The following is a 26878-nucleotide window of genomic DNA, read 5'->3' on the forward strand; positions in this document are numbered from 1 at the left end:
TCTCGGCAGCACTGGTGCACGGCCCTCGCCTACACGGCCGGGAACCACCCGACGCCGAACATGGCGGGGACGCGCAACCCCCAGTACGCGACGGAGAACGCCGCCAGCGCCAGCAGCAGATAGCCGCCGACACGCAGGACCGCGCCCTGGTGCCGGCCCACGTAGCGCTGGAGGGCCGGACCGGCCGCAGCGACGAACCCCAGGTAGAGGACCGCGACGATCGCCACGTTGCCGATCACGACGAGCACCAGCATGCCGATGCCGGCGAACGGGTTCGACTCGACCGCTGCCTGGAGGACCTCCCGGAACATGGGGAAGGGTCGGCCGACGACGAGGAGGCCGAGGAGGGTACCGAGCCCGAGGATCCCGGCACGGCCGCGCAGGGGGTTGCCTCTCAGGTACCGCACGGCGACGTAGACGAGCCCCAGTCCGAGGGCGACGTTGATGACGGAGGCCTGGAGCAGGCGGGCCGGCAGACCGCCGAACGTCGCGTCGCTGAGCATCAACGAGCGCTCGCCGAGCGCGATGACCACCGCACCGTACGTGGCGGCGACGAGGCACATGCCGAGGGCGAGCCACCCCAGCTGCGTGGCAGCGTGACGGACGAGCGCGGTCCGGGACGGCGCCGCGGACCCCGCCTCGGCGGCGAGGGGACCGACCGACGCGAAGCACGCGATGTTGCAGGCGGTGAAGGTGCCGGCCAGGCCGGCGACGGTCGCGAACGCGAGCGCGCCGACGAGGCCAGGGTCGGCAGCGTGGTCCGCGCCCAGGAAGAGGCCCGTGATGGCTCCGCCCACCACGTCGTCCACGAACTCGTACGACCAGAACGCGGTGACGAGGAAGCCGACGGCGACGGACGCGGCAGCGCCGAGGAGGACCCTCGGTCTCGGGTCAGGGGCCGGATCAGGTTCGGGGGCGGTCGCTGGAACGGTCGCTGCAGAGGTTTCCATGGCTCACTCTCATCAGGTCGGTGGGATGGTCGAACGGCCGGACGGCCGGTCCGAGGCATGGAGGCGCGGAGCTCTTCTCACGCACCAGGACCGATGGCGGTGAGTACCCCCGCGGCCAGGAGGACCGCCGTCCCGGCGGTGGCCTCGGCGCGCAGCGCGGCGGCCACCCTGTGCCGGGAGCGCTGCTGGACCCGTTCCGTCACCGTCGCGGTCCGTGCGCCGGCGGTGGCTGGGGCGTGCTCGGCGGCCGGTTCGTCGGCCGTGCCGCCCTCCGCGGCGTGGCCGGCGTCCCGGACCGCGCGATGCGTCCGGCGCGCGAGAAGAAGCAGGAACGCCACCAGGGCGGCCTTGGTCAGCAGGACCAGCCCGTACACCGAGGACAGGACGTCCCACGACCCGCCCTCGGTCAGGCGGTAGGCGAGGAAGATGCCGGTGCCGACGGCCGTGGCCGCGCAGGCGGACGCCGTCCTGGAGAACCGCGCGGCGACGGCGAGAGGTGTGCTCGCGTCACGGGCGGACAACCACAGCCACGCGATGCCGCCCAGCCACAGGGCCATGGCCGCCGCGTGGACGCACCCGCCGATCAGCGTGACGAGGCTCCAGGCGTCGCCGGCGGCGTGCGAGGCACCGACCACGCCCAGGAGGAGCGGGACGGCGGCCATGATTAGCAGGTTCTGCCGACTCCCGCGCACGGCGCCGGGCACGGCGTCGGGCACGGCGTCGACGCGTGCCCAGGCGACCGCGGCGAGCGTGACGAGCACCAGACCGACGACGCGCAGCGCCAGGAGCCGGCCGGCTTGGGAACCGAGCACCTCGGGCGGCCCGGCGCCCTGCGCCCAGCAGAGGGCCACCAGGTCTGCGACCGATCCGACGGCCACGAGTACGACCCCCGTCCGGAGGAACGTGCGGGCCGGCCTGGTACGGGTGGATCCCGGCCAGCACCACGAGGCGACGTACAGGAACCCGAGGGCGGCGAGGCCTGCCGACGTGACGAAGCCCGCCAGCCCGGCCAGCACGACGAGCCCGGGTGCGTCGGTCGGTGAGGTCACGCCCTCCGCCCGGACCAGCGGCGCGTCCCCGACCGTGAAGGCGAAGGCGTTCGAGACGGTGTGCCCGTCGGTGCCACGCGCCGTCACGGTCACGATGTAGCTGCCGGCGGGGAGCTCCGGGGGTACCGCGAGGACACCCTCGTCGCTGACCAGGTCCGTGGTGTCGGCCGTGAGCGGGCCCTCGACGACGGTCCGGCCCGACGCGTGGGAGAGCCTGGCGTGCGTGTCTCGCAAGGGCAACGACTCGCCGAACTCGACCAGCAGCTCCACGGGTGCCGTCTCGAGCCGACTGCCGTCGTCCGGGTGGAGCAGGTCGATGCTGGTGTGCGCCGCAGCGCCGGTACCGGCGCCGATCGTCAGCGCGACGACGGAGACGACGAGCCACAGCAGCCGGCGAGCCCTCCTCGACACCCTCATCGCCGAGCACCCGCCCGCTCGCGCAGGTGGAGGCACATCGCGACGACCATCGGCGCGGTCACGATGGTGTTGTAGAAGAGGTGGAGCTCCACCCGGGGTACGAAGAACTGCAGCAGGCTCATCGGCACGGGTCCGCTGCCGATGGCGAACCCGAGCGCCGCCTGGAGCAGCAGCAGGAGGTGCTCGATGTGGTGCCAGAACTGCAGCCAGAACGCGAGCATCCACCACTGGCGCGCCGCACCGCTGAACCCGTCACGCAGCATCCACAGCATCGCGAGCATCACGATGGCGTACGTGTAGTGCAGCAGCTCCGACTCGATGAGCCACGGGAACCACAGGCCGACGACCCCTCTGGCCTCGGCCACCGGCCAGTCCATGGCGTAGATCTGGAACGCCTGGACGAGGTGCTCGGCCCAGTGCGCGACGACGATCACGGCGAACACGGTCAAGCACGCCGTGTGGTGGCGCCGGATCGCGCGGGTGAGTCGGCCGCGCGGGACAGCGTCCTGCCCTGCGGTCGTTGCGTGTGTCATCGCTGCCCTCCGAGCTTGCGCCGCGCCGTGAGAGCCTGAGCATCTCAACGGCCCTCCGGCAGGCGGTCTCCTGAGTTGCCCCCGGGCGTCCGGGCGACGTCGAGACCGCGGTCGGCCCGCAAGCCAGCGGATGTCAGGCCAGGTCAGGACCGGTACCGTGTCCCTCATGAGCGCAGAGCAGCTGACTTTCGAGACCACGATCGGCGTCGACGTCAAGGGAGACACGTGGAGCTGTGTCGAGATCCCCGGCTCTGCCGAGTTCTTCGGCACCGGCAAGACGGTCAAGGTCGACGCGACCGTCGACGACGTCGAGCTCGAGAACGTCGGGGCGATGGTCACGGGCACGGGCGGGCACATGGTGTCGCTGAACGCGAAGGTGCGCAAGCGCCTCGGCAAGGACATCGGCGACAGCGTCAAGGTCACGATCACCAAGCGGTAGTTGGACGTTCGCCGAGCCGGCGCGCTGTCGAGGTGAGCTCCCGCCCGCCCGACGAGATCGAGGTCACCGTCTGGTACGCGCCGCCGCTCCCGATCAACAGCGGCGGCGACCTCCTGTCACCGATCGAGGTGAGCAGGGCGAGCACCTACCGGCAGCGCTCCGACCGCGAGCGATTCACCACGGCCCGGGCCCTCGTCCGTGCGGGCCTCGGAGAGGTGCTCGGTGCCTCCGGCAGGTCGGTCGACCTGAGGATCGGGGCAGCCGACGGTCCGGCGCCGGGCAGACCGTTCGTCGCTGGCGGCCCGTCCTTCTCGATCTCGCATGCCGGCTCATGGGTGCTCGTCGCGATCGTCACTGCGGCCCCGCAGGGCACCGTCTCCGTCGGCGTGGACGTCGAGTCCGTCGCCAGGGTCCAGCGACACCTCGACGCCGTCGTCGGGACCGTCCCTCCCGGCGAGCGGCCGGCCGGAGGCTGGACGCCGGCGTCCCTCACCCGCTCCTGGGTCCGCCGGGAAGCCGTCCTCAAAGCCGCCGGTACCGGTCTGCTCGCCCCTCCGAGCGACCTCGTCCTGGCCCCCGCCGACGGCCCGCCTGCCGTGGCACGGTCCGGCGGCACGCTGCCCGTCTCGTCGCGGCTGGCGCTCCACGACGTCGGCCTGCCCCAGCTCGAGCGCACCGAGGGCGCCCCGTGGCAGGCGTCCTACCTCGCTGCTCTCGGCTTGTGCAGCACGGACCCGTCGCGCGCGCCGCTCTCGCACGTGGCGGTCGCCGACGGGGCCGCACTCCTCGCGCGGCACCAGGGCTCGGCCCGGACGATCACTCCTGAGGACTGATCGACCTGGACAGGACCAGGTCCGGCCCGGGCCCTCGGCGTCCGTCAGCCCAGCCGGATCCGCCCGGGGAGCGTGCTGACGTCGACCAGCCCGGCGGCCAGCACCTCGCGCGCCGCGTCGGTCGCGTCCTTGCCCTCCTCGACGCCCCACAGCAGGACGCCGTGCACCCGCGCCGTCTCGGCACCCGCGGACTCCCGCTCCACGAAGTAGGCGACGACGTGCGCCAGCGGGTCGTCGGCGGGACCCTGGCGGTCCTCGACGATCTCCAGCGACGCGTCGAGGGTGCCGACCGCCTCGTACCGGACACCGAACAGCACCGAGTAGTAGAACGGCGTGTGCGTGTAGGGCTCGTCGGCGCCCGCCATGTCGCGCCCGGCCGCCCGGCCCGACGACGTCGCGTGGTCCACGTGCTCGACCCGCCGCGCACCGAGCACCCGGTCCGGGTAGTGCGCCACGTCCCCGGCGGCCCACACCGCGGGGTCGCTCGACCGCAGGTGCTCGTCCACGACGATGCCGCCGTCGTCGACCGTCTCCAGCCCGGCCTCGGCGGCGAAGCCGGTCTCGAGCGAGATGCCCAGCCCCAGGACGACGACGTCGGCCTCGACCTGGTAGCCGGACGAGAGCGCGAGGCGGACCGGCCCGTCAGGTCCCTGGACCTCGCCGCCCGTCACCCCGGTACCACGCACCAGCTCCACCCCGTGGGTGCGGAACAGCAGCTCCGCACGCCCGGCGAGGTCGGCGGGGAGCATCTGGTCCAGGAGCGTGTCCTGCGTGAACACGAGGGTCACCCGCGCGTCGGTCTCGGTGAGCCCGGCCGCCAGCTCGCTGGCGATGTAGCTGCCGCCCACCACCACGACGTGCGGGCTGCCGTGCGAGGTGAGCCCGCGGAGCCGCTCGTAGTCGCGCACGCTGCGAAACGGGATGACCCGGCCCGTGCCGTGCGAGTCGTCGACGTCGGCCGACCCGGGCGTGCCGCTGGTCGCCACCAGGGCCCTGCCGTAGCCGATCTCCCGCCCCGACGCCGTGCTCACCGTGCGGCGGTCCGTGTCGAGCGCGACGACGGTCTCGCCGAGCAGCAGGTCCGCCCCGGTGTCCTCGGCCGTGCCGGTCCAGACCTGGTCGAACGTGAAGTCCGGGTCCGTCCACAGCTTCTTGGACAGGGCCGGCCGCGTGACCGGCTCCGTGACCTCACGACCGACGATCCCGATGGTGCCGGCCGGGTCGACCTCCCGGATGCCGCGCGCCGCGGCGTCCGAGGCCATGCCGCCGCCGAGCAGCAGGTAGTCGTAGTGGTCCTTCGCCATGGTGGCCTCCTCAGATCGTGGCGACCGAGCCGCCGTCGACCCGGTAGTTCGAGCCGACGACGTAGCTCGCGCGGGCGGAGCAGAGCAGCGCGACCACCGCGGCGACCTCCTCGGGCCTCCCCCGGTGGTCCCGCTCGATGAAGGGCCGTTCCTCGGCCAGGAAGCTGCGGATCGCCTCGTCCCGGTCGACGCCGAGCTCGGCGGCGCGGGCGTCCATCATCTCGTCGGTCATGGGCGTCTCGACGAAGGCGGGCGAGACGGCGTTGACCAGCACGCCCTCGCGGCCGTACGTCTTGGACAGCCCCTTGGTGAGGTTGAGGATCGCCGCCTTCGACGCGCTGTACGGCAGCTCGTCGACGTACGGCTGCACCCCGTCCTCGGACGAGACCAGCACGACGCGGCCCCATCCGGCGGCCCGCATGCCCGGCAGCAGCGCCCGCACCGTCCGCACCGCGGCGAGCAGGTCGACCTGCAGGGTGTCGAGCCAGCCGTCGTCGTCGATCTCGTGGAACAGCCCCTGCGCCCCGTGGATCCCCGCCGAGTGCACCAGGATGCCCGCCGGGCCGAACGCCTCCTCGGTGGCACGCACCAGCGCGGCGACGTCGTCGGGCCGCGTGAGATCCGCGCCGACCGCCGCCCACGAGTCCCGCGGCACGTCCAGCGACTCGGCCGCCGCGCGGACCCGGTCCGTGTCCGTGTCGGTCAGGACGACGCGCGCGCCCTCGCGCAGCAGCTCGTGCGCGCTCGCGAGGCCGATGCCGGAGTCCGCTCCGGTGACGACGGCGACGCGCCCTTCGATGCCCAGGTCCACAGGTGCTCCCCTCGTCCAGCGCGCCCGGTCCGGCGCGCGCCGTCATCGTGCCCAGGAGGTCCGTGGGCTCGCACGGGCAAGCGGACCGCGGCGGCGGACACCGCCCGTCATGGCGGCCTACGAGCCGGGGCCGGCCGGGTAGCGCCTCACCCGCAGGAGCACCCCCTGCTCGGGGGCGAGCGGCGGCAGCGGCAGGCCCACGTCGGCCAGGACCGTGCCGGGCAGCTCGACCATTCCCTCGGTCCACCAGGGCGGCGGGGCGTCGCCGACCACGAGCGGCGGCCCGGCGAGGTCGACGCGTTCGACGCGGTACGTGGCCTCCGGGTCCAGCCCGGGCAGCAGCAGCGCCGGCGGCACGGCGGCTGACGACGCCGCCCGGGTGACGACGGCGAAGACCGCCTCGTGCGCGCCGGGCCCGACGAGCCCGTGCACCCAGCAGTCGTCGTCGGTGTCGGCGCGCACCGTGGTGCCCGTCGCGACGAGCGGCCGGAGCTCCGTGACCAGCCGGACCCAGCGGGCGACGGCCACGATGTCCTCAGGGGCGGTACGCGTCAGGTCCGCCTCGGTGCCGCTGTGCCCGAACAGGGCGGTGACCAGCCGCAGCGACAGGTCGTGGGTGCGGCCGGTGGTGTGCGAGCGGGCGTCGCCGACGTGCGAGCCGACGAGCTCGGGCGGGACGAGCAGCCCGGTCCAGCGCTGCACGGCCTGCCGTTCGAGCGCGTCGTTGGTGTCGGACGCCCACACGCGGTCCGCCCGGTCGAGCACGTCGAGGTCGACCTTGCCCCCGCCGGACGAGCACGACTCGATCTCCAGCCCGGGGAACCGCGCGCGCAGCTCGTCCATGAGCCGCCGGGTGGCGAGCACCTGGCCGCGGGACGGCGCGTCGAGCACGTCGCGGTTCTGGTCCCACTTGAGCGAGGTGATCGGGTACTCGTCCAGCAGGGCGACGACGGCGTCGCGCACGTGCGCGTACGCGTCCGGGTGCGCGAGGTCCAGCACCTGCTGGTGCCGCCAGGGCAGCGGCTCGCGCCCCGGGTTCGCCCGCAGCACCCAGTCGGGGTGCCGGCGCGCGACGTCGGAGTCCGCGTTGACCATCTCCGGCTCCACCCACAGGCCGAACTCCATGCCGAGGCCGGTCACGTGCTGCACGAGCGGGTGCAGGCCGTCGGGCCAGACGGCCTCGTCGACCGTCCAGTCCCCCAGCCCGCGCCGGTCGTCGCGGCGTCCGCGGAACCATCCGTCGTCGAGCACGAACCGCTCCACTCCGACGTGCGCGGCGGCGTCGGCGAGCGCCCGCAGCCGGTCCAGGTCCTGCTCGAAGTAGACCGCCTCCCACGTGTTGAGGGTGACGGGGCGCGGGCGTGCGGCGCGCCCGGGCCGGGCTCGCACCCAGGCGTGGAACCGTTCGGACACGCCGTCGAGGCCGGCGTCGGACCACCCGGCGAGGGTGCGCGGCGAGGTGTACGTCTCGCCCGTGCCCAGGACGACGTCGCCCGGTCCCCACAGCTCGCCCGCACCGACGACGGCGTGCTCGGAGGCCAGCCGCTCGACGCGCACGGAGGTGTCGCCGCTCCACGCGTGGTGGACGGCCCACACCTGCCCGGAGCGGAACCCGAAGCCCGGTGTCCCGGCCACCGTGGCGAAGGGCGCGTCGTGCCCGGGCCGGCCGTGCCGCGTCTCACGCTGCCACAGGCCGTCGCGCAGCGGGGCCCGTTGCGGGCGTCGCTCCCCCGCCCAGCGTCCGGACAGGTCGAGGACCTCCGTCGCGCGGGCGGGCAGCGGCAGCGTGGACACGACCCGGTCCAGGGCGTACGGCGTCGCGCCGCGGTTGATCACCGTCGTCGTGCTCTCGAGCACACCCTGGGGATGCAGGGTCAGCCGGACGGTGATCTCCAGGCCGGCGGCCGGGTCGGCCAGCAGCACGTCCACCGTGCCGTCGTCCGACGTCGTGCGGATCTGCCGGGGCGCCGGGCGCCGGGCCGCGACGTCGTGCGGTGCGGTGGGCCGCCAGCCGGCGAGGCCCGGCAGGCCGGGCCAGCCGTCCGCGGCGAGCGGCAGCAGCGTGGCGCGCACCGGCACGTCGGGAGAGCTCGCCGTGACCGCGGGAACCTGGCTGTCCGCGAGCGCCACCAGCGCGTGCCGGTCGAGCCCGCCGAGATCGGCGCCCCAGTGCACGACCACGGGCACGCCCGTGCCACGGGCGTCGAGCACGAGGCTCGAGCCCGCGGCACGGAGGTGGTGGACGTCGCCCGACGACGTCACTCAGCCACCGGGATGGACTGGGACTCCAGGGTGCTGATCGTGGCGTCCTCGCCGGCCTGCAGCGCGTCGAGCAGGGAGCCCGAACCACTCAGCGCGGCGCCGAACCCGTCGGCCACGTCGTTGTAGGTCTGCGCCATCGTGGGGCCCCAGGTGAAGCTCGGGTCCGTGGCGGCCGCGGCGTCGGCGAAGACGTCGAAGATGGCCTGGTCGCCGTAGAACTCCAGACCTTCCTTGAGCGCCGGGAGCTCCAGGCCCGCGGTGGTCGCCGGGTAGAGGCCGCCACCCTGGTTGAGCGCGGTGAGCGACTCTTCCGACGTGTTCAGCCACAGTGCGAACTGCGCCGCCTCGTACGGGTGGTCGCTGCCCTGGAGCACCGCGACGCTCGACCCGCCCCAGTTGCCGGCGGCGTTCGCGCCCGGCTCCCACTGCGGCATCGGTGCGACGGCCCAGTCGCCCGCGGTGTCCGGGGCGCCCGAAGAGATGGAGTTGCTGCCCCACACGGCGCTGACCCAGGTCCACAGCTCCCCGGTGTTGAGCTCGTTGTTCCACTCGTCGGAGAACCCGGCGGTGTCCTTCACCAGGCCGTCGTCGATGAGGCCCTGCCAGTAGTCGGCCACCTGGGTCGACTGCGGGCCGGTGAGGTCCACCGTCCACGCCTCGCCGTCGTTCTCGAACCAGTGGCCCTCGGCCTGCCAGACCAGCCCGGCGAACCAGTTGACGTCCGTGCGCGGGAAGTGCGTGATGTACGCGCCCTCGTCGCGGATGGCCGCCGCGGCCTCGGCGTACTCGTCCCAGGTGGTGGGCACCTCGATGCCCGCCTCCTCGAACAGGTCGGCCCGGTAGAACATCGCCATGGGGCCCGTGTCCTGCGGGATCGCGTAGACCGAGCCCTCCTCGCCGAACGTGACCTGCTGCCACGTCCAGTCCACGAACTGCTCGCCGGCGTCCATCACCCCGGCGCAGTCGGCGATGTTCACCAGCCCGTCCTGGACGCGGAAGTTCGGCAGGGTGTCGTACTCGATCTGGCCCAGGTCGGGTGCCTGGTCGGCCTCGAGCTGGTTGAAGAAGTCCTGGTAGGTCCCCGCGTTGCCCGCGGGGCCGGTGTTGTACGTGACCTGGATGTCCGGGTTGGCCTCGTTCCACAGCGCGACGGCGTCCTCCATCCCGGGGACCCAGCCGGTGTACGTCAGCTCGACCGGACTCTCGGACGGCTCGCAGGCCGAGGCGTCGGCCGCGCCGTCGGACCCGCCGTCGTCGGTGCCGCCGGAGCAGGCGGCGAGCAGGAGCGTGCCGGCGACGGCGGCCGCGCCGGAGCGGGCCAGGGTGTGGCGATTCATGGTGTTCCTCCTTGAACGGGGCGGGATCGTGCGGGTCGGGGCGGCGGGCGTCATGACTTGACGCCGCCGGCGGCGAGGCCGCCGCGCCAGAAGCGCTGCAGCCCGAGGAAGGCGAGGATGAGGGGGACGATGGCCACGAACGCGCCGACGATGACGGCGGTGCGCAGCTCCGGGACGGCGTTCGTCTGGGAGTTCCACGCGTACAGGCCGAGGGTGACCGGGTAGAGCTTCTCGTTCGAGAGCATCACCAGGGGCAGGAAGAAGTTGTTCCAGATGGTGACGAACTGGAACAGGAAGATGGTCACGAGCGCCGGCGCCATGAGCCGCACCGACACGGTGAGGAACGTGCGCACCTCCCCCGAGCCGTCGAGGCGGGCCGCCTCGAGCAGCTCGTCGGGCACGCTCGCCGCGGCGTAGATCCGCGCGAGGTAGACGCCGAACGGGCTCACCAGGCTCGGCAGGAACACCGACCAGTACGTGTTGGTCAGGTCCACCGCGCTGAAGATGAGGAACAGCGGCAGCGCGAGCGCCGTGACCGGCACCAGCACCCCGCCGAGGATCACGTTGAACAGCAGGTTGCGGCCGCGGAACACGTACTTGCCGAGCGCGTACCCGCACATCGAGGCGAGCAGCGTGCCCAGCAGCGCACCCACCCCCGCGTAGATCACGGCGTTACCGAGCCAGCGCAGGTACACCCCGCCGTCGTAGGTGAACAGGTACGTCAGGTTGTCCCACAGGTGGAAGTCCGCGAACCACAGTCCGGCGGTGGAGGCGAACTGGCCGCGCGACTTGGTGGACGCCACCGCCAGCCACCAGATCGGCACCAGGAAGTACAGGGTGAAGGCGCCCATGATGACGAACGCCACGAGGCGGGACATCGGGCGCTCGCGCACCCCGCGGGCGTCGGGTGCCGTCGTCGGGCCGTAGCCCTCGGTGCGGGTCAGGATGCTCACTGGAAGGCCTTCCTCTGCGTCAGGCGCAGGAACACGAACGACAGCACGAACGTGAGCAGCGCCAGCACCACCGAGAAGGCGGCGGCGAGGTTGAAGTTCGGCACCGTCGAGGTCGTGTACACCACGAGGTTCGGGGTGAACGTCGAGCTGACCGAGGTGGTGAAGGAGCGGAACACCTGCGGCTCGGTGAGCAGCTGCAGCGTGCCGATGATGGAGAACACGCCGGTCAGCACCAGGGCGGGCACGACGAGCGGGATCTTCACCGACCAGGCGATGCGCAGCTGGCCGGCCCCGTCGATGCGCGCCGCCTCGTAGATCTCGCCCGGGATCGCCTGCAGCGCGGAATAGATGATCAGCATGTTGTAGCCCGCGTAGACCCAGGTGACGACGTTCGCGATCGCCCACAGCACCAGACCGCCGCCGAGCAGCGGGACGCTGCTCGTCACCGCGGTGAAGGGCGACAGGCTCGGCGAGTACAGGAACCCCCACATGATCGCCGCGATCACGCCGGGCACGGCGTACGGGGCGAAGAACGCCAGCCGGTAGAACCGCTTGCCCCGCACGAGCGGCGAGTCGATGAGCAGCGCGAGGACCAGGGCGAGCCCGAGCATGACGGGCACCTGGACGACGCCGAACAGCAGCACGCGGCCCAGCGAGGCCCAGAACGCCTCGGACGCGAAGACCTGCTCGTACTGGGTCAGCCCGCCGAACACCCCGGTCGCCGGCCCGAACGTCCCCTCCCGCTCCACCGTGCGGAACGACCGGAACACCGCGTAGCCGATGGGCACCAGGTAGAACAGGGTGAACAGGACGAAGAACGGGACGACGAGCACCGTCAGGGCCCCGGCGTGCCGGGTGCGGCGACGGGACCTGCCCGGCGGCTGTCCCGTGGCCCCGGGGTCGCGCCCCGTGGCCGTGGTCTGCGTGCTCATGCTGTCGCCTCCTCACCGGATCGGCGTCGACCCGTCGTCGTCTCGCGGACCACGGCCACGCCGCCCGCGGGCACCTCGTGCATCGCGGCCTCCCGGCCGGTGACCAGGTCCGCGCCGGGGACGGGGGCGGTGAACGCGGTGCTGCCGTGGTTGATCAGGAACAGGTAGGACGCCCCGTCGCCGTGCCGCCGGACGGCGTCCACCGTGGCCGGGGTCCCCGGCAGGACGGGCTCGACCCGGGCGTCGGCGAGCGCCCGGGCCACCAGGGCCGCTCGCCCGGACGCGTCCAGGCGGGTCGCGACGTACCACGCCACACCCGCGCCGTGCTCGTGCCGGGTGACGGCCGGGCCGTCGGCGACGGGTCCGTCGACGAACCGGGCGACGACGGACGCCCCGCGGGCCTCGACCCGCTCGGTCCAGACGTCGGCGGTGCGGCCGTCGTCGAGGGTGACGAGCTGACCGGCGTCGAGCGGGAAGAACTCGTCCGAGCGGACGCCGAGCACGTCGCGGAACGCTCCCGGGTAGCCGCCCGTGCGGACCTGGTCGTCGGCGTCGACGATCCCGGAGAAGTAGGTGACGAGCACGTGCCCCCCGGCCGCGACGTAGCGCTCGAGCGCCCGGGCGGCCTCGTCGGTGACGAGGTAGAGCGTCGGGACGACGACGAGGCGGTAGCCGGACAGGTCGGCCGCCGGCCCCACGACGTCGACGCCCGCACCGGCCCGTCGCAGCGCGGCGTGCATCGCGTGCACCTCGTCGAGGTAGCGCACGTCCCCGGTGGGCTGACCGGGCACGTCGAGGGCCCACCACGCCTGCCAGTCGAACAGCAGGGCGACGTCGCTGGTCACGGTGGTGCCGACTACCTCGTCGAGCGAGTCCAGCAGGGCACCGAGGCGCACCGTGGCCCGCCACTGCGTGGAGTCCGTGCCCGCGTGCGGCAGCAGCGCGGAGTGGAACCGCTCGGCGCCGGCCCGCGAGGCCCGCCACTGGAAGAAGCAGACGGCGTCGGCGCCGCGCGCAACGTGGGTGAGGACCATGCGCTCGAGCTCGCCCGGCCGCTTGGCGAGGTTGCGCGGCTGCCAGTTCACGGCCCCGTGCGAGGCCTCCATGAGCATCCACGGGGCGCCGTCGGCCAGCCCGCGCGTGGCGTCGGCCGCGAACGCGAGCTCGGCCCACGGGTCGGCCAGCCGGTGGTCCAGGTAGTGGTCGTTCGCGACGACGTCCATGTGCGGGGCCCAGGACCGGTAGTCCTGGGTGTCGATGTGTGCCGTCACCATGAAGTTGGTGGTGACCGGCACGGTGGTGGCCTCGCGCAGGATCGCGGCCTCGGCGTGGTACCAGTCGAGCAGGGCGTCGGAGCTGAAGCGGTGGAAGTCCAGGACCTGACCGGGGTTCTCGGGGGACGCCGTGGCCCGCGGCGGCAGCACCTGGTCGAACGAGCCGTAGCGCTGGCTCCAGAAGCTCGTCCCCCAGGCCGCGTTGAGCGCGTCGACGGTGCCGTACCGGCGTTCCAGCCAGCGCCGGAAGGCCCGCGCCGACTCGTCGCAGTAGCACAGCGCGTTGTGGCAGCCGAGCTCGTTGGACACGTGCCAGAGCGCGAGGGCCGGGTGGTCGCCGTACCGCTCGGCGACCGTCCGGACGAGGCGTTCGGCGTGGTCCCGCAGCACGGGCGAGCTGGGGCACCAGGCCTGCCGCCCGCCGGGGCTGACGGTGCCGCCGTCGCGGGTGACGGGCAGCACCTCGGGGTGGGCCGTGGTGAGCCAGGGCGGCGGGGTGGACGTGCCGGTGCCGAGGTTCACCGCGATGCCGTGCTCGTGCAGCAGGTCCATGACGTGGTCGAGGTCGTCGAAGCGGTAGACGCCGGTCTCGCGCTCGATCTCGGCCCAGCCGAAGACGTTGACAGCCACGAGGTCGACCCCGGCCTCGCGCATGAGACGCGCGTCCTCGGCCCACGTCTCGCGAGGCCACTGCTCGGGGTTGTAGTCACCGCCGAACGCGATGCCGCGCTGCGGGAGCGGGAGCCGCCCTCGGCTCGTCCTGGGGTCCACGTCGACGCCTGTTCCTCATCCTCGAAGATGTGTGTGCACGTGCACACATGGTGACAGTACCGCACCTCGGGCTTGGTGTGTACACGTGCACACAATTGTGTCCGGATGGATACGCTGTGCCCATGAGCTCACCAGGGCGCGTCCGAGCGACGGTGCACGACGTCGCGGCCCACGCCGGCGTGTCCCGCGGCACCGTCTCCCGCGCGCTCAACGGGACGGGCTACGTCTCCGCCGAGGCCCGCGCCCGCATCGAGGCCGCCATCGCCGAGGTCGGGTACGTGCGCAACAACGCCGCCCGCAACCTCGTGATGCGCAAGACCTGGGCCATCGGGTTCGTCGTCCACGAGCCGCACCAGCTCTTCCTCGAGGACCCCAACATCGGCGGGATCCTGCTCGGCACCAACGCGGTCGTCGCCGAGGCCGACCACCAGCTCGTGGTGCTCGTCGTCGACTCCGACGACGACGCCGCCCGCGTCTCCGGCTACCTGCGCGGCGGGTTCGTCGACGGCGCCGTCCTCGTCTCGGCCCGGTCGCACGACCAGGTCGCCGACGCCGTCGAGCAGATCGGCCTGCCGGCCGCGTTCGTCGGCCACCCCGAGGGGCGGCCCTCGATCCCGTACGTGGGTATCGACAACCGCAGAGCCGCGCACGCTCTGACGACCCGGCTCGTCGAGACCGGCCGACGGCGCATCGGCATGCTCGCCAGCGCGCTCGACCGCGACTCGGGCGCCGACCGGCTCGCCGGCTTCACCGAGGCGCTCGGCGACCGGTTCGATGAACGCCTCGTCGTGGCCGACCCGCTCTACTCCTACCGCGCCGGCGTGGACACCATGACCGAGCTGCTCCGGCGGGAGCCGGCGCTCGACGGCGTATTCGCGGCCTCCGACGCCGTCGCGGCCGGAGCGATCGAGGCGCTGCGCACCGCCGGTCGCACGGTGCCCGGCGACGTCGGAGTCGTGGGGTTCGACGACAGCGCCTGGGCGATGCGCTGCAACCCGCCGCTGTCGACGGTGCACCAGCCCGCGGCGGAGATGGGTCGCGCCGCCGCCACCTTGGTGCTGGAGCAGCTCGCCGGCCGCACACCGTCGAGCGTCACGCTGCCGACCGCCGTCGTCTGGCGCGACTCGGCCTGAAAGCCCGCGCCGGGGCCGATCCGGTCCGCTGCGCCACCCTGACACCACTCTGACAAACTTATGGCACCACACCTCTTGCTCTGACACCATAATGGTGTCAGAGTGGGGCCATGGACCTGACCCGCTACATCGACCAGCTGCAGCAGCAGCTCCGCACCGCCGCCTCCGCAGGCAGCGACGAGGCGCGCGAGATCGCCTCCCGCCTCACCGCGCCGCTCGACTCCGCCGCTCGCCTCGTGCTGCTCGAGGCGCTCTCCGACGCCGCCGGCGAGATCTCCGCCGAGATCGCCCCCGGCTCGGTGGACGTCCGGCTCCGGGGCGGCTCGCCCGAGTTCGTCATCGACGTCCCGGCCGGGCCCACCACCGCCAGCGCACCGGAGGCTGCACCGGTCGCACCCCTCCCCGACGCCGACAGCGGCGCCACCACCCGCACCACCCTGCGGCTCCCCGACCACCTCAAATCCCAGGTCGAGTCCGCCGCGGCCCGCGAGGGCATCTCCGTCAACACCTGGCTCGTACGGACCGTCGCCGGCGCCCTCGAGCAGTCCACCGGCCGTCCGGCGGCGCAGGCCAGGGTGCACCGCGGCACCAGCCGGGCCACCGGCTGGGTCCGCTGACCGCCGTACCACCGGGGCACCACGCCCCACCACTCAACCGTCCATCACTCTGACACCACCTTGGGAGCTCTGTCATGCCCACTTTCCCCGCCCCCCACCCCGTTCCCGTCGTCGTCGACGTGCCGTTCGCGAACCTCCACGTCGTCGCGTCCGAGCGCGACGACGTCGTCGTCACCGTCCTGCCGTCCAGCCCGGGCAAGTCGGGTTCCGTGCGCGCCGCCGAGGAGGTACGCGTCGAGCGCGACGGCGACACGGTCTCGATCACCTACCCCGGATCCTGGAAGCAGTGGGTCCTGCCGTTCGCGGCCGGCACCGCGGACATCACGGTCGAGCTGCCCTCCGGGTCCGACCTGCGCGGCAAGACCGGCACCCTCTTCTCCGAGGGTTCCTTCGGCACCGTCAGCATCGCGGTCTCGGCCGGCGACGTCCGCATCGACGAGGTCGACCGGCTCGACGCCAAGGTCGCGGCCGGCTCGGTCACCGTCGGGCGTGCCCACGGACCGCTCACCGTCAAGGTGGCCGCCGGATCCGTCCGGGTGGACGAGGTCCGGGGAGACGGCACGATCCGCGCGACCAACGGCACCACCGTGGTCGGGTCCGTCTCCGGCTCGCTGGGCATCCAGGGAGCCAACGGTGACATCGACGTGCACCACGTGCGCGGCAGCCTCACGGCCAAGGGCGCCCACGGCGGCATCCGGGTCGGCAGCCTCGAGTCCGGTGTCGTCACGCTGGCCACCTCCTACGGCTCGATCGAGGTCGGAGTGCCCGAGGGCACCGCCGCCTACCTCGACGTCGCGTCGGAGCACGGTTCCGTGCGCAACCAGCTCACCCCCACGGAGGGTCCGGTCGACGACGAGGCCACGGCCGAGGTCCACGCCAGCACCGGCTACGGCGACGTCGTCGTCCGGCGCCCCTGAGACGACCCCACCCAGCCCCCTGGCACCACCCACCCCGCGAGACGGAGACCCCATGACCCACGACACGGCCCCGCGGCCCGCCATCCGCGCGCGGAGCATACAGAAGTCGTTCAAGGACCTGCACGTCCTGCGCGGCGTCGACCTCGACGTGGAGCCGGGGAGCATCGTCGCCCTGCTCGGCTCGAACGGTGCCGGCAAGACGACGCTGGTGCGGATCCTGTCCACCCTGCTGCAGGCCGACGCCGGCACGGCGACGATCCACGGGTTCGACGTCGCCACCAGCCCGGGCGAGGTCCGCGAGTCCATCAGCCTCACCGGCCAGTTCGCCGCCGTCGACGAGATCCTCACCGGGCGGGAGAACCTCGTCCTCGTCGCCCGGCTGCGACACCTGGACGACCCGGGGGCGATCGCCGACGACCTGCTGGTCCGTTTCTCCCTCACCGAGGCCGGGTCCCGCCGGGCAAGCACGTACTCGGGCGGTATGCGGCGCCGGCTCGACCTCGCCATGAGCCTGATCGGCGACCCGCCGGTCGTCTTCCTCGACGAGCCCACCACCGGCCTGGACCCGCAGGCCCGCATCGACGTCTGGAAGGGCGTCAAGAAGCTGGCCGAGGGCGGCACCACCGTGCTGCTGACCACCCAGCACCTCGACGAGGCCGAACAGCTCGCCGACCGCATCGCCATCCTGCACGAGGGCACGATCGTCCAGCACGGGACCCTCGACGAGCTCAAGCAGCTCCTGCCCCCCGCCCAGGTCGAGTACGTCGAGAAGCAGCCGTCCCTCGAGGACGTCTTCCTCGCCCTCGTCGGCACCGACGCCGGAAAGGAATCCTGATGACCACCCACGTCCTGACCGACACCCGCGTCCTCACCGGCCGGTCCCTGCGGCACATCAGCCGCAGCCCCGACACGATCATCACGACCGCGGTCACCCCGATCGCCCTGATGCTGCTGTTCGTCTACGTGCTCGGCGGCGCCATCGACACCGGCTCCGGCGAGTCGTACGTCGACTACATGCTCCCCGGCATCCTGCTCATCACGATCGCCTCCGGCATCGCGTACACCGCGTACCGGCTGTTCCTGGACATGCAGGGCGGCATCTTCGAGCGGTTCCAGTCCATGCCGATCGCCCGGTCGAGCGTGCTGTGGGGCCACGTCCTCACCTCGCTGGTCGCCAACCTGGCCTCGGTGGCGATCGTGATCGGCGTCGCGTCGATCATGGGCTTCCGCACCGGCGCCTCCGTGGGCGCCTGGCTCGCCGTCGGCGGGATCCTGACGCTGTTCACGCTGGCCCTCACCTGGCTCGCCGTCGTCGCCGGGCTGTCGGCGAAGACCGTGGACGGTGCGAGCGCGTTCAGCTACCCGCTGATCTTCCTGCCGTTCATCAGCTCGGCGTTCGTCCCGACCGGCACGATGCCGGGCCCGGTCGCCTGGTTCGCCGAGCACCAGCCCGTGACGCCCGTCGTGGACACGCTCCGCGCGCTGTTCGCCGAGGAGCCGGTCGGCGACGACATCTGGGTGGCCCTCGCCTGGCTCGTCGGCGTCGTCGCCGGCGGCCACGTCGCGGCGATCGCGGCCTACCGCCGCAGGATCCGCTGAGGCGGCGGTGACCAGGGGCCTCTTCTGCCGAAGGTCCGTCATCTTCTGCCGAGTGGTAGCCAGAACGCCGCGGCGCGGTTAAGTTGAACGGGTCAACGAATGGACCCGTGCGCGAAGGAGCGTCATGAGAATCCGACAGTCCACCACCCGTTGTGCACTCTCCCTGGTCACCGCGACCGCCACCGCCGTCGGCCTGGCTGCCGCCGCCGCACCGGCCACGGCTGCCGGCGGGGACGGCGACCTCGACGAGATCCTCGTCGTCGGCAAGACCCTCGGGTTCCGCCACTCCCACATCGACGAGACCACCCACGCCCTGATCGACCTCGGCGCCGAGCACGGCTTCGACGTCGACGTGTGGGACCCGCCGAACGACTCCGGCGGCTGGTGGGGGCCAGGCTCCCCCGGCCAGCCCGACCTCACGATGGACTCCACGCCGTTCACCTCGGCGCAGGACCTGTCCCAGTACGGCTCGATCGTGTTCGTCTCCCCGGTGGACAACACCAACAACCTCGACCCCGATCAGCCGCGGCTGCTCGACGACGCCGAGCTCACCGCCCTGCAGGGCTACGTGCACGGCGGTGGCGGCGTCGTCGGGATCCACGCCGCCACCGACACGATGCACACCTCGAGCTGGTTCACCCAGCTCATCGGCGGCGGGGCACGGTTCGCCGGGCACCCGCAGCAGCAGACCGCCACCATGCGCGTCGAGAGCCCCGCTCACCCCTCCATGCAGGGCGTCCCGCTCGAGTGGGAGCGCTGGGACGAGTGGTACAACTACACGCTCAACCCGCGCGGCGACGTGCACGTGCTGATGACCCTGGACGAGTCGACGTACGACGGCGGCACCATGGGTGAGGACCATCCGATCGCCTGGTGCCAGAACTTCGAGGGCGGCCGCTCCTGGCACCAGGGCGCGGGCCACGTCGACGAGTCCTGGTCGGACCCGACCTTCCTCACCTCCGTGCTGCGCGGCGTCCAGTGGACGGCGGGCGCCGTCGAGGGCGGCGGCAACTGCGTCACCTGGTCCGAGGTCGACGCTCTGGTCGAGGAGCTGCCGGCCGACACGGCACGTGACCGGGTCGCCGTCCGGCTCATCGACCGCAAGCTCGACCGCGCCCAGGACGCGGCCGAGGCGGACAAGCCGTGGAAGGCGGCCATCACCCTCCGCACGACGGCGAAGCTCGCCGACGCCCTCGTGCGCGACGACGACGCCGGGCAGGCCCTCGGGGACAAGATCGACGACCTGGCCGACTGGCAGCGAGGACTGGCCGAAGCCGGTCTCTGACCTCACCCGCCACGAGCGTCTCTGTCCGTCAGGATTCGACCGCTGATTCCTGACGAACAGGGACGCTCGTGGTCGGCTCGGACCGAGATCAGGCGCTCCCGACGGCCTCGACGGCAGGGACCGGCGCCGTGCACTCGGCGAGGACGGCGCCGTCGTCGCCGAGCAGCACGACCCGGGCGTCCCAGCCCGAGACGTCCTCCGGCACCTCGAGATCCGTCGCGGCGACCTGGTCGGGCATCGACCACCACAGTGGATCGACATCGGACTCCGTCGTCGGGGCGTCGGCCTCGTACGAGCGCCCGTCCGCCGACCGCACGCTCAGCACCGCCTCGCCGACCGTCACGGTCGGGTTGTCCGTAGCGTCCAGGCCGAGGCCCGTGGACCACCCGGCGGCGACCCGCCAGGACTGCTCCGTCGTGCGCTCGACGCCCAGCCGGGACGCCCACGAGCTCGACACCGAACTGCTGACCATCGCCGTCGCCGCGAAGGGCCCGGTGCTGACGCACGACGTCGTCCCGTCCGCGCTGCGCTCCGCGGCACCCCCGCCGGCCGTCAGGCTCCCGGCCGCCGCGGCGGCGCACACCACCAGCGCGACGGCGCTCGTCACCACGGAGGGCCACCGCAGCCACGGAGCGTGCCGGTCACGCCGTTGCCGGCACCACGCGACCCACCGGTGCGGCCGCGGCCGGACGGTGTGCTGGACCACGGTCCCCAGCAGGGAGTCGGCGAACGTCCGGCCCTCCGGGTGCCAGGCGGCGCGCAGATAGCCGATCATGAGGATCGCGTCGAGGAGGTGCGCCAACCAGCGCAGCACGGTGCCGAGCAGGCCGATCGGGCGGCCCGACCCGGCGTCGACCACCGCGAGCCGGGCCACCCGCTTGCCCGGCGTCGCGCCGGTGTAGGCCTGCAGCACCGCGAGCCCGAGCATCGTCCAGCCAACCCACGCGACGGCTTCCGGCGCCAGCGGCGGGTCCTGTGCCCCCCCACGTCGGCAAGGTCGCGAACGACGGCGCGCTGCCGGTCGCGAACCACGCGACGGACGACACGAGCGCTGAGTCGAGCAGCACCGCCAGCACCCGGTTGAACCAGGAGGCGGGCGGGCGACCCCGCGGGAACGGATCGGGAGGCCCCGCGCGCCTCGACGACTTGCGCGGCGACGGCGGCAGTGGCGCTGGTCCGCCCGTCGCCGGGAACGTCGTCGTCATGGCCGGATCCTCGCACCGGCCTGGACGAGCCGTCCACCGACCGCCGGTGTCACCGCACGCGGCATGGGGCACCCTTGAGAAGAGACCGTCCCGGGGACCGTCAGGAGGAGGCCCCGACGTCGGCCAGGTGGCGCCGCATCGCGTTCTGGGCGGCGTCTCCCTCGTGCTCTACCCGTTCGTTCTTCCAGGTGGTCCTCGGCTGGCGCGCGTTGCTCGCCACCCTCGGGATGATGCCCATGGCGCTGCTGATGATGCTCGCCTCCGGACTCGCACTCCCGCTTCGCCTCCCGTGCCGGGGTTCGCACCACCATGGTGACAGGGCTCGGCATCGCCACCGTCGGCCTCGCGCTCCTGGCCGGCCTCGTCTCGGCCGACGGCGGTTACGTCGGCGTGCTGCCCGGTCTGGTCGCGATGCGGCTGGGTGCAGGACTGGGCCTGACCCCGTCGACCGAGGCCATCACCTCCTCCCTGCCACGGGAGCAGCAAGGAGTGGGGTCCGCGATCACCGGCCTCACGCGCGAGCTGGGAGCCGCGCTCGGCATCGCCCTGCTGGTCGCGCGCTACCAGGACACGATCGCCGACCGTCTCTCGCGCGTCCCTGCCGACGTCGCGGCCAGGGCCGGCGAGGGAGTCTCGAACGCCGCCACCGCCAGCCAGGACGTCGGTCCGCACGCCGAGCAGGTCCTCGTAGCAGCCCAGGACGCTTTCGTCGCCGGGTGACAGCAAGCCATGTGGGTCGGGTGTCGCCGTCATGGCCGTCCTGGTCCTGTTCGTGCTGATCCGAGATCCTCGGAACACCCCGGAACCCATGGCGACCGTCGAGGAGGGCGACCGACGGACGGGCGCGCCCCGGACCGGACGCGGCCTCTCAGAGCGCGTGGCGCACCCGGCCGACCGGATGATCCCCTCGACCTGCTCCTCCAGATCGTCCCGCAGCGGCTCGAGGCCGGCACCGCGTCGCAGCACCGCGAGCCGGGACGAGTGCTGGTCGACATCCTCGAGGACGAACCCGCGCGCGGCCTACAGCGCCGTGAACTCCGAGATGCCGGTGACCACGAAGCGGACGCCGGAGCCGATCATGACGGCGGCGAACACCACCTTGCCGCCCGCCGCCGTCGCGGGGACGACCATCGCCAGCGCCGCGGTCATCAGCAGCCGATCGCTGCGCGGTCGGTCCTCGTGGCTGGGTTCGCTCGTCGGACCACACCCGGTGTCCGGGGTGTACGACCGGGAGCAGGTGGCGCCCGTCCGGTTCAGGACTCCAGGGTTGCGGTGAGCTCCGCGCGACCCGGAACGGCTTCCTGGGCTCCCACCCTCGTCACCGCGAGGGAACCGGCGACAACAGCCGGTCGCACTGCCGCGACGAGGTCGGCACCGCGAGCGAGCCCGGCAGCCAGCACACCGCAGAACGTGTCGCCCGCCCCCGTCGTGTCGACCACGTGCACCGCGGACCCCCGGACGGCGACCACGCCTCGGCCGCGACGGGCCACCAGGGCGCCGGCAGCACCGAGCGTGACGACGACGGCGGGAACCCGGTCGAGCAGCCTGGTGGCGAGGACCCCAGGGTCGACGCGATCCTCACCGGCGGCAGCAAGATCCGACGCCTCGTGCTCGTTGACCACGAGGATGTCAACCTGCTGCCAGAGCGCGTCCGGCAGCGACTGCGAGGGTGCCGCGTTGAGGACCAGCGGCGTCCCGGGGCGCCTGGCCCGGGCCGCGGCGGCGACGACCTCGAGGGGGACCTCCAGCTGGGCGAGCACGACGTCCGCCCCACGGACGACCCGCTCCGCGTCGTCGTCGATCCGCAGACGCGCGTTGGCGCACGGTGCGACGACGATCGCGTTCTCCCCGGCCGGCGTGACCGAGATCAGCGCCGCCCCGGTGGGTCCGGGCACGCGACGGACCGCCGTGACGTCCACGCCCGCAGCGGCCAACGACCCCAGCAGGAGGTCACCACCGTCGTCGGTGCCGACGGCAGCGACGAAGGCGACGTCGGCGCCTCCGGCGCGCGCGGCGGCGACCGCCTGGTTGGCACCCTTGCCGCCCGGCGAACGCCGTGCGTCACCGCCGAGCACCGTCTCTCCTGCGCCAGGGTGGCGGTCCACCGTCACCACGGTGTCGATGTTCGCGCTGCCCACGACGGCCACACGCGACCCGGACGACGCGCTCACCGGTGCTCGGCCACGACGGCACGGATGTCCGACCGGGTCGCCTCGTCGACCGCCGGCAGGCTCATGCGTGAGCGCCATGCAGCGCCCGAGCGTGCACCCAGGGCCTCTTTGAGCCGCGGCACGGTCGGCCCGACGAGGGGCACGATCCTGCGCACGACGTCCTGCAGCCGGCCGGCATCCGGATCCTGCCCGTCGAGCGCGGCCGCCAGCGTGGCGAACGTCTCGGGGAACGCGCTGGAGACACCGGAGACGACACCCGTCCCGCCGGCGGCGAGCACCTGCGGGAGCGTCCCGTCGTCCCCCGAGTAGAGCTCCTGACCGTCCTCCAGGACCGCCGCGTAGTCCGCGAGGCGTGCTGCCGCGGCACCCGAGAGCTTGACCCCGACCATGCCCGGCAGGGCCATGATCCGACGGAGCGTCCCGGGCTCGACGTGGAGCCCGGTGCGCTCCGGGAAGAGGTAGGCGTACACCTGCGCCTCCGGCCGCGCTTCGGTCAGGGCACGGAAGAAGTCCACCACACCGTCGCCGTCCGTCGGCAGGTAGTAGGGCGTGAGGAGCGCGAACCGGTGGATGCCGATCTCGGCCGTCCGGTCAGCCAGCCGGAGCACCTGGCGGGAGCTCGCGTGCCCGAGGTGGGCGATCACACGTTCCGCGCCGAGCACCGCCGCGGCGCGGCGGAAGAGGTCGATGCGCTCGTCGTCCTCCAGGGCCGGGAACTCACCCGTCGTCCCGGCGATCAGCGCGCCGCCGACGTGGGGAGCGATCGCCTCGAGCGTGGCGTCGAACGTGTCTCCGTCGACCGTGCCGTCCGCGAGGAACGGGACGGGGACGGCACTGACGATTCGTGCAGTCATGGTGTCCTTCCGGGGAGAGGGCGGGCGGAGCCCGCGGAGGTCGTCACTGGTGCGGGCGAGGGGTCCAGCAGATCGAGCGGGACGCGCGCCTCGACCACGCCGCGACGCTGCCAGGTGTAGGTGATCAGTAGCGCCTCGGCGGTCAGGACCGCTGACGGGTAGGAGTACTCGCCGACGCCGCTGGTGGCGACGCCGCCGTCGGCCGGGTCGAACCCATGGCCCGCGGCGGGCAGCTCGGGCTCGAGGAGGGGTCGGTCGGCGACGGGTGTCCGTCCGTCCTCGACGACCACGACCTGGCTCCAGGTGAGTCCGTCGTCGTCCGACACGGACACGACGAGCGGGCAGCGCGGGGCCCAGTCCCCGGAGACAGGATTGTGGACGCACGCAGCACGCCCGTCCGGCAGCCCGACGACGGTCAGCCCGGAGTTGTTGTTGGGCAACGACGTCGGCACCGCTGTGGCCCAGGAGCGCCCGCCGTCGTCCGACCACGACCGGTAGGCGACGCCCTCCGTGGTCCGCAGGAGCGCGTGCACCACGCCGTCGGAGCCCGTCCAGAGCGCGGGCTGGATCGCGCCGGCGCCCCGCAGCGCGGCACGGTCCATCGGCACCGGGACCGGCGCCCACGTCCGTCCGCCGTCCGTCGACCGGTCCACGAACGGGTACCAGGCAGGCGGATCCTGCCACTGTTCGAGGGACCCGGGCGCCAGCCAGGCGCCCTCCTCGAGGAGGACCGGCGGGTTCTTCACCGGGCCCCGGCCGCCGAAGTCCCCGGGGACGAGCTCGACGGCGTCGGACCAGCTGCGGCCGCCGTCGTCCGAGCGGGCTACCCAGGTGGACCACGCCGAGATGGTGGCTCCACGCTTGACGAACAGCCACACCTCGCCATCAGGTCCCCGGGCGAGCACGGGGTTCCAGTGCGGCTCGTCCGCCTCGAGCACCATGCGTGGCACGCCCCAGCGACCGGAGGCGTTCCTCCGCGCCAGCCAGACACGGGTGTCGGGCGCTCCCTCACGTGTCCCCGCGAACCACGCCGCCAGCACCTCGTGACCGACGGTCAGCACGGTGGAGGCGTGGGCCTGGCGCCACCGGGGGTCGTCCACGCAGACCCAGCGGCGCACGACCGCGTCGTCGACCGTGGTCATCGCGACCCTCCCGAACGCTCTGCCGCGTCGCGCTCCGCACGCTCGCCCCGTGCCGTGCGGGCACGAGCCACGAGCGGCGCTGCGAGGCCGACGAGCGCGAGCACCAGGAGCACCGCGGCGATGGGCTGGGTCACCAGCGTGGTCGGCCCGTCGATCAGCAGCGCCCGCCGCAGGTTGGCCTCGGCGAGCGGGCCCAGCAAGAGGCCGAGGACCACGGGTCCAGCAGGAAAGCCGGTGCGCTTCATGAGCACCCCCACCACGCCGGAGGCCAGCATCACCCAGACCGTGTACATGTTGTTGGTGGTGGTGTAGGTGCCCACCACACAGAAGACGAGGATGCCGGCCCACAGGAAGTGCCGTGGCAGGTCCAGCAGCCGCACCATGCCCCGCATGCGCACCAGGCTGATCGCGAGAGACAGGACCGTCGCGACGATCATGATCGTCGCGATGGTGATCACCAGGTCGGGGTTGTTGCCGAACAGCGACGGTCCCGGCTGCAGCCCCCAGATGACCATCGACCCGACCATGACGGCCATGACCGAGTCACCTGGAATCCCGAGCGCCATCGTCGTGGTCAACGAGCCGCCCAGCGTCGCGCTCGACGAGGTGTCCGCCGCGGCGAGGCCCTCGAGCGAGCCCTTGCCGAACTTCTCGGGCTCGGCGGACATCCGCTTCGCGCGGTCCCAGCCGATCAGCCCGGCGATGTCGCCGCCGGCCGCCGGGACCACGCCGACCACGGTGCCGACCACCGACCCCAGCGCGAACGGCTTGCCCATCTTCTTGACCTCGCCACGGGTGGGCCACCACCGGCCGAGGGCCGACAGGGGCCTGACATGGTGCTCGCGGTGGGTGAGCAGCTGGTCGAACAGCTCGGCGATGCCGAAGAGTCCGATGATGACCGCGATGAACGGCAGGCCCGAGTTGAGATCGTTCAAGCCGTACACGAATCGTTCGTCACCGGTGATCGGGTCCCGGCCAACGGTCGCCACGGCCAGCCCGACGATCCCGGCGATGACTCCCTTGAGCAGCGATCGCGACGAGATGGAGATCATCACCGTCATGCCGAACACCACGAGTGCGAACATCTCGGCAGGCCCGAACTCCAACGCGAGCTGCGCGATCGGGCGGGCAGCCACCAGGAAGACCGCCATCGACACGAGGATGCCGCCGGTGGTCACCATCGACGAGGCGACGAGGGCCAGCCCTGCCTTCCCCTGCTTGGCGAGAGGGTAGCCGTCCAGCGTGGTCGCGATCGCGGCGGGCGTGCCGGGCGTGTTCACAAGAATGGACGGGACACGATCGCCGTAGTTCGCACCCACGTAGATGGTCAGCAGCACCGCGAGACCCTGGACGGGTTCGAGCGTGAGGGTGAACCCGGCCGCCAGGGCGACGGCCATGGATCCGGTGACCCCCGGGAACGCACCCACCAGGGTGCCGACCAGCAGGCCGGCGAGCAGGCAGACGAGCACGGTCGGGTCCAGCAGCGGGGTCAACCCGTCGACGACGACGTTCACAGCGGCACCTCGAGAAGCGTGTGGAAGAGCAGGTAGACGCCGGCCGTCGTCAGCACGGGGAAGAGGACCAGCGTGCGCCAACCGCGCCCGCCGAAGAGGGCGGTGAGCGCCAGGAGAAAGGCCACGGTCGCCACGAGGAAGCCGACGACGGGCCAGAGGAGCAGGTAGACCGCTGTCACCGCCACGGTGGCCACGAGACGGAGGAGGCCGCCGCGCGTGGTGGCCTCCAGGTCACCGCGGTCGACGGTCCGGACGGCGGCGACGACGAGGAGCGCGGTGGCGAGGACCGCGCCGGTGACGCCCAGCAGCTCGGGCCACCAGCGGGGGTCGATGCCTCCGGTCTCGGTGCGCACCTCGAGCCGACGCGCCTCAAGGGCCAGTGCGCCCATGAGGACGAGCGCGGTCCCTGCGGCGACCAGCTCCAGCCACCGGGACGGGCGGGCCGACGGCGGCGCGTAGGCCTGGTCGTCGGCGTCCTTGCGGTCCGTGACCGCGTCCTGCACAGGGTCAGCGGCGCCGTCGACGTCGGCGGTGAGGTCCTGCGACACCTCGTGCTCCTTCCACCCGTCCCCGGGC

At 72.8% G+C, this 26878-nt stretch carries 27 protein-coding genes; 9 read left to right on the top strand and 18 right to left on the bottom strand.

Features of this window, described 5'->3' with window-relative positions; all coding sequences use genetic code 11:
* Positions 1–29: 29 nt before the first annotated feature.
* From AC3RJ8_RS17525 to AC3RJ8_RS17535, 3 genes are all read right to left on the bottom strand, one after another.
* Positions 30–950 carry a hypothetical protein gene (locus AC3RJ8_RS17525; protein ID WP_489713827.1) on the bottom strand — a complete coding sequence of 307 codons (921 nt, stop codon included), beginning with the start codon at positions 948–950 and terminating at the stop codon, positions 30–32.
* Between the two features lie 77 nt (positions 951–1027).
* Positions 1028–2416: a copper resistance CopC/CopD family protein gene (locus AC3RJ8_RS17530; protein ID WP_489713828.1), complete on the bottom strand. Its 1389-nt coding sequence runs from the start codon at positions 2414–2416 to the stop codon at positions 1028–1030.
* Positions 2413–2850 (bottom strand): hypothetical protein, encoded by a 438-nt coding sequence (locus AC3RJ8_RS17535; RefSeq protein ID WP_489713829.1) that lies wholly within the window; start codon positions 2848–2850, stop codon positions 2413–2415. The genes AC3RJ8_RS17530 and AC3RJ8_RS17535 overlap by 4 nt, the downstream gene beginning before the upstream one ends.
* 265 nt (positions 2851–3115) lie before the next feature.
* On the opposite strand from AC3RJ8_RS17535, the gene AC3RJ8_RS17540 reads away from it, so the two are divergent.
* Both AC3RJ8_RS17540 and AC3RJ8_RS17545 read left to right on the top strand, forming a co-directional pair.
* Positions 3116–3388 carry a DUF1905 domain-containing protein gene (locus AC3RJ8_RS17540; protein ID WP_489713830.1) on the top strand — a complete coding sequence of 91 codons (273 nt, stop codon included), beginning with the start codon at positions 3116–3118 and terminating at the stop codon, positions 3386–3388.
* Between the two features lie 32 nt (positions 3389–3420).
* Entirely contained in the window at positions 3421–4221 is an 801-nt protein-coding gene (locus AC3RJ8_RS17545; protein ID WP_489713831.1) for a 4'-phosphopantetheinyl transferase family protein, read from the top strand.
* A gap of 44 nt (positions 4222–4265) precedes the next feature.
* Here AC3RJ8_RS17545 and AC3RJ8_RS17550 read toward each other — a convergent pair whose 3' ends face one another.
* The 7 genes from AC3RJ8_RS17550 to AC3RJ8_RS17580 all read right to left on the bottom strand — a co-directional run bounded on the left by AC3RJ8_RS17550 (position 4266) and on the right by AC3RJ8_RS17580 (position 13865).
* Positions 4266–5525 (bottom strand): NAD(P)/FAD-dependent oxidoreductase, encoded by a 1260-nt coding sequence (locus AC3RJ8_RS17550; RefSeq protein WP_489713832.1) that lies wholly within the window; start codon positions 5523–5525, stop codon positions 4266–4268.
* A gap of 10 nt (positions 5526–5535) precedes the next feature.
* On the bottom strand, positions 5536–6336 hold the full coding sequence (locus tag AC3RJ8_RS17555) for an SDR family NAD(P)-dependent oxidoreductase (RefSeq protein WP_489713833.1): 801 nt from the start codon (positions 6334–6336) through the stop codon (positions 5536–5538).
* 117 nt (positions 6337–6453) lie between these two features.
* The gene (locus tag AC3RJ8_RS17560; RefSeq protein WP_489713834.1) at positions 6454–8598 is read right to left on the bottom strand and encodes an alpha-galactosidase; all 2145 of its coding nucleotides are present in this window, start codon (positions 8596–8598) and stop codon (positions 6454–6456) included.
* A complete protein-coding gene (locus AC3RJ8_RS17565) occupies positions 8595–9935 on the bottom strand; it encodes an ABC transporter substrate-binding protein (RefSeq protein ID WP_489713835.1) in 1341 nt (446 codons plus the stop codon). The genes AC3RJ8_RS17560 and AC3RJ8_RS17565 overlap by 4 nt, the downstream gene beginning before the upstream one ends.
* 50 nt (positions 9936–9985) lie before the next feature.
* Positions 9986–10888 (bottom strand): carbohydrate ABC transporter permease, encoded by a 903-nt coding sequence (locus AC3RJ8_RS17570; protein ID WP_489713836.1) that lies wholly within the window; start codon positions 10886–10888, stop codon positions 9986–9988.
* Entirely contained in the window at positions 10885–11820 is a 936-nt protein-coding gene (locus AC3RJ8_RS17575) for a carbohydrate ABC transporter permease (protein WP_489713837.1), read from the bottom strand. The genes AC3RJ8_RS17570 and AC3RJ8_RS17575 overlap by 4 nt, the downstream gene beginning before the upstream one ends.
* A complete protein-coding gene (locus AC3RJ8_RS17580; protein ID WP_489713838.1) occupies positions 11817–13865 on the bottom strand; it encodes a beta-galactosidase in 2049 nt (682 codons plus the stop codon). Before AC3RJ8_RS17580 ends, AC3RJ8_RS17575 begins: the two co-directional genes overlap by 4 nt.
* Positions 13866–13987: 122 nt before the next feature.
* On the opposite strand from AC3RJ8_RS17580, the gene AC3RJ8_RS17585 reads away from it, so the two are divergent.
* From AC3RJ8_RS17585 to AC3RJ8_RS17610, 6 genes are all read left to right on the top strand, one after another.
* Complete coding sequence (locus AC3RJ8_RS17585; protein ID WP_489713839.1) at positions 13988–14998, top strand: LacI family DNA-binding transcriptional regulator; 1011 nt, start codon at positions 13988–13990, stop codon at positions 14996–14998.
* 110 nt (positions 14999–15108) lie between these two features.
* Entirely contained in the window at positions 15109–15615 is a 507-nt protein-coding gene (locus AC3RJ8_RS17590; RefSeq protein WP_489713840.1) for a histidine kinase, read from the top strand.
* A gap of 74 nt (positions 15616–15689) precedes the next feature.
* Positions 15690–16532 (top strand): DUF4097 family beta strand repeat-containing protein, encoded by an 843-nt coding sequence (locus AC3RJ8_RS17595; protein ID WP_489713841.1) that lies wholly within the window; start codon positions 15690–15692, stop codon positions 16530–16532.
* A gap of 52 nt (positions 16533–16584) precedes the next feature.
* A complete protein-coding gene (locus tag AC3RJ8_RS17600) occupies positions 16585–17367 on the top strand; it encodes an ABC transporter ATP-binding protein (RefSeq protein ID WP_489713842.1) in 783 nt (260 codons plus the stop codon).
* Complete coding sequence (locus AC3RJ8_RS17605; protein WP_489713843.1) at positions 17367–18131, top strand: ABC transporter permease; 765 nt, start codon at positions 17367–17369, stop codon at positions 18129–18131. The genes AC3RJ8_RS17600 and AC3RJ8_RS17605 overlap by 1 nt, the downstream gene beginning before the upstream one ends.
* 124 nt (positions 18132–18255) lie before the next feature.
* Entirely contained in the window at positions 18256–19416 is a 1161-nt protein-coding gene (locus AC3RJ8_RS17610; protein ID WP_489713844.1) for a ThuA domain-containing protein, read from the top strand.
* 88 nt (positions 19417–19504) lie between these two features.
* On the opposite strand, the gene AC3RJ8_RS17615 is transcribed toward AC3RJ8_RS17610, so the two are convergent.
* The gene (locus AC3RJ8_RS17615) at positions 19505–20536 is read right to left on the bottom strand and encodes an RDD family protein (RefSeq protein WP_489715666.1); all 1032 of its coding nucleotides are present in this window, start codon (positions 20534–20536) and stop codon (positions 19505–19507) included.
* A 185-nt stretch (positions 20537–20721) separates the two neighbouring features.
* A complete protein-coding gene (locus tag AC3RJ8_RS17620; protein ID WP_489713845.1) occupies positions 20722–20859 on the bottom strand; it encodes a hypothetical protein in 138 nt (45 codons plus the stop codon).
* 71 nt (positions 20860–20930) lie between these two features.
* Here AC3RJ8_RS17620 and AC3RJ8_RS17625 point away from each other — a divergent pair, with 71 nt between their 5' ends.
* On the top strand, positions 20931–21341 hold the full coding sequence (locus AC3RJ8_RS17625; RefSeq protein ID WP_489713846.1) for a hypothetical protein: 411 nt from the start codon (positions 20931–20933) through the stop codon (positions 21339–21341).
* A 300-nt stretch (positions 21342–21641) separates the two neighbouring features.
* On the opposite strand, the gene AC3RJ8_RS17630 is transcribed toward AC3RJ8_RS17625, so the two are convergent.
* The 6 genes from AC3RJ8_RS17630 to AC3RJ8_RS17655 form a co-directional block, all read right to left on the bottom strand.
* Complete coding sequence (locus tag AC3RJ8_RS17630) at positions 21642–21770, bottom strand: hypothetical protein (RefSeq protein ID WP_489713847.1); 129 nt, start codon at positions 21768–21770, stop codon at positions 21642–21644.
* A 104-nt stretch (positions 21771–21874) separates the two neighbouring features.
* Entirely contained in the window at positions 21875–22792 is a 918-nt protein-coding gene (locus AC3RJ8_RS17635) for a ribokinase (RefSeq protein WP_489713848.1), read from the bottom strand.
* A complete protein-coding gene (locus AC3RJ8_RS17640; protein WP_489713849.1) occupies positions 22789–23646 on the bottom strand; it encodes a dihydrodipicolinate synthase family protein in 858 nt (285 codons plus the stop codon). Before AC3RJ8_RS17640 ends, AC3RJ8_RS17635 begins: the two co-directional genes overlap by 4 nt.
* Entirely contained in the window at positions 23643–24788 is a 1146-nt protein-coding gene (locus tag AC3RJ8_RS17645; protein WP_489713850.1) for a sialidase family protein, read from the bottom strand. Before AC3RJ8_RS17645 ends, AC3RJ8_RS17640 begins: the two co-directional genes overlap by 4 nt.
* Positions 24785–26302 carry a tripartite tricarboxylate transporter permease gene (locus AC3RJ8_RS17650; protein ID WP_489713851.1) on the bottom strand — a complete coding sequence of 506 codons (1518 nt, stop codon included), beginning with the start codon at positions 26300–26302 and terminating at the stop codon, positions 24785–24787. Before AC3RJ8_RS17650 ends, AC3RJ8_RS17645 begins: the two co-directional genes overlap by 4 nt.
* Entirely contained in the window at positions 26299–26850 is a 552-nt protein-coding gene (locus AC3RJ8_RS17655) for a tripartite tricarboxylate transporter TctB family protein (protein ID WP_489713852.1), read from the bottom strand. The genes AC3RJ8_RS17650 and AC3RJ8_RS17655 overlap by 4 nt, the downstream gene beginning before the upstream one ends.
* Positions 26851–26878: the final 28 nt, after the last annotated feature.

It is taken from the genome of Isoptericola sp. MSGPD8_1_ISO-PGPR-S23-394, from assembly GCF_058072785.1.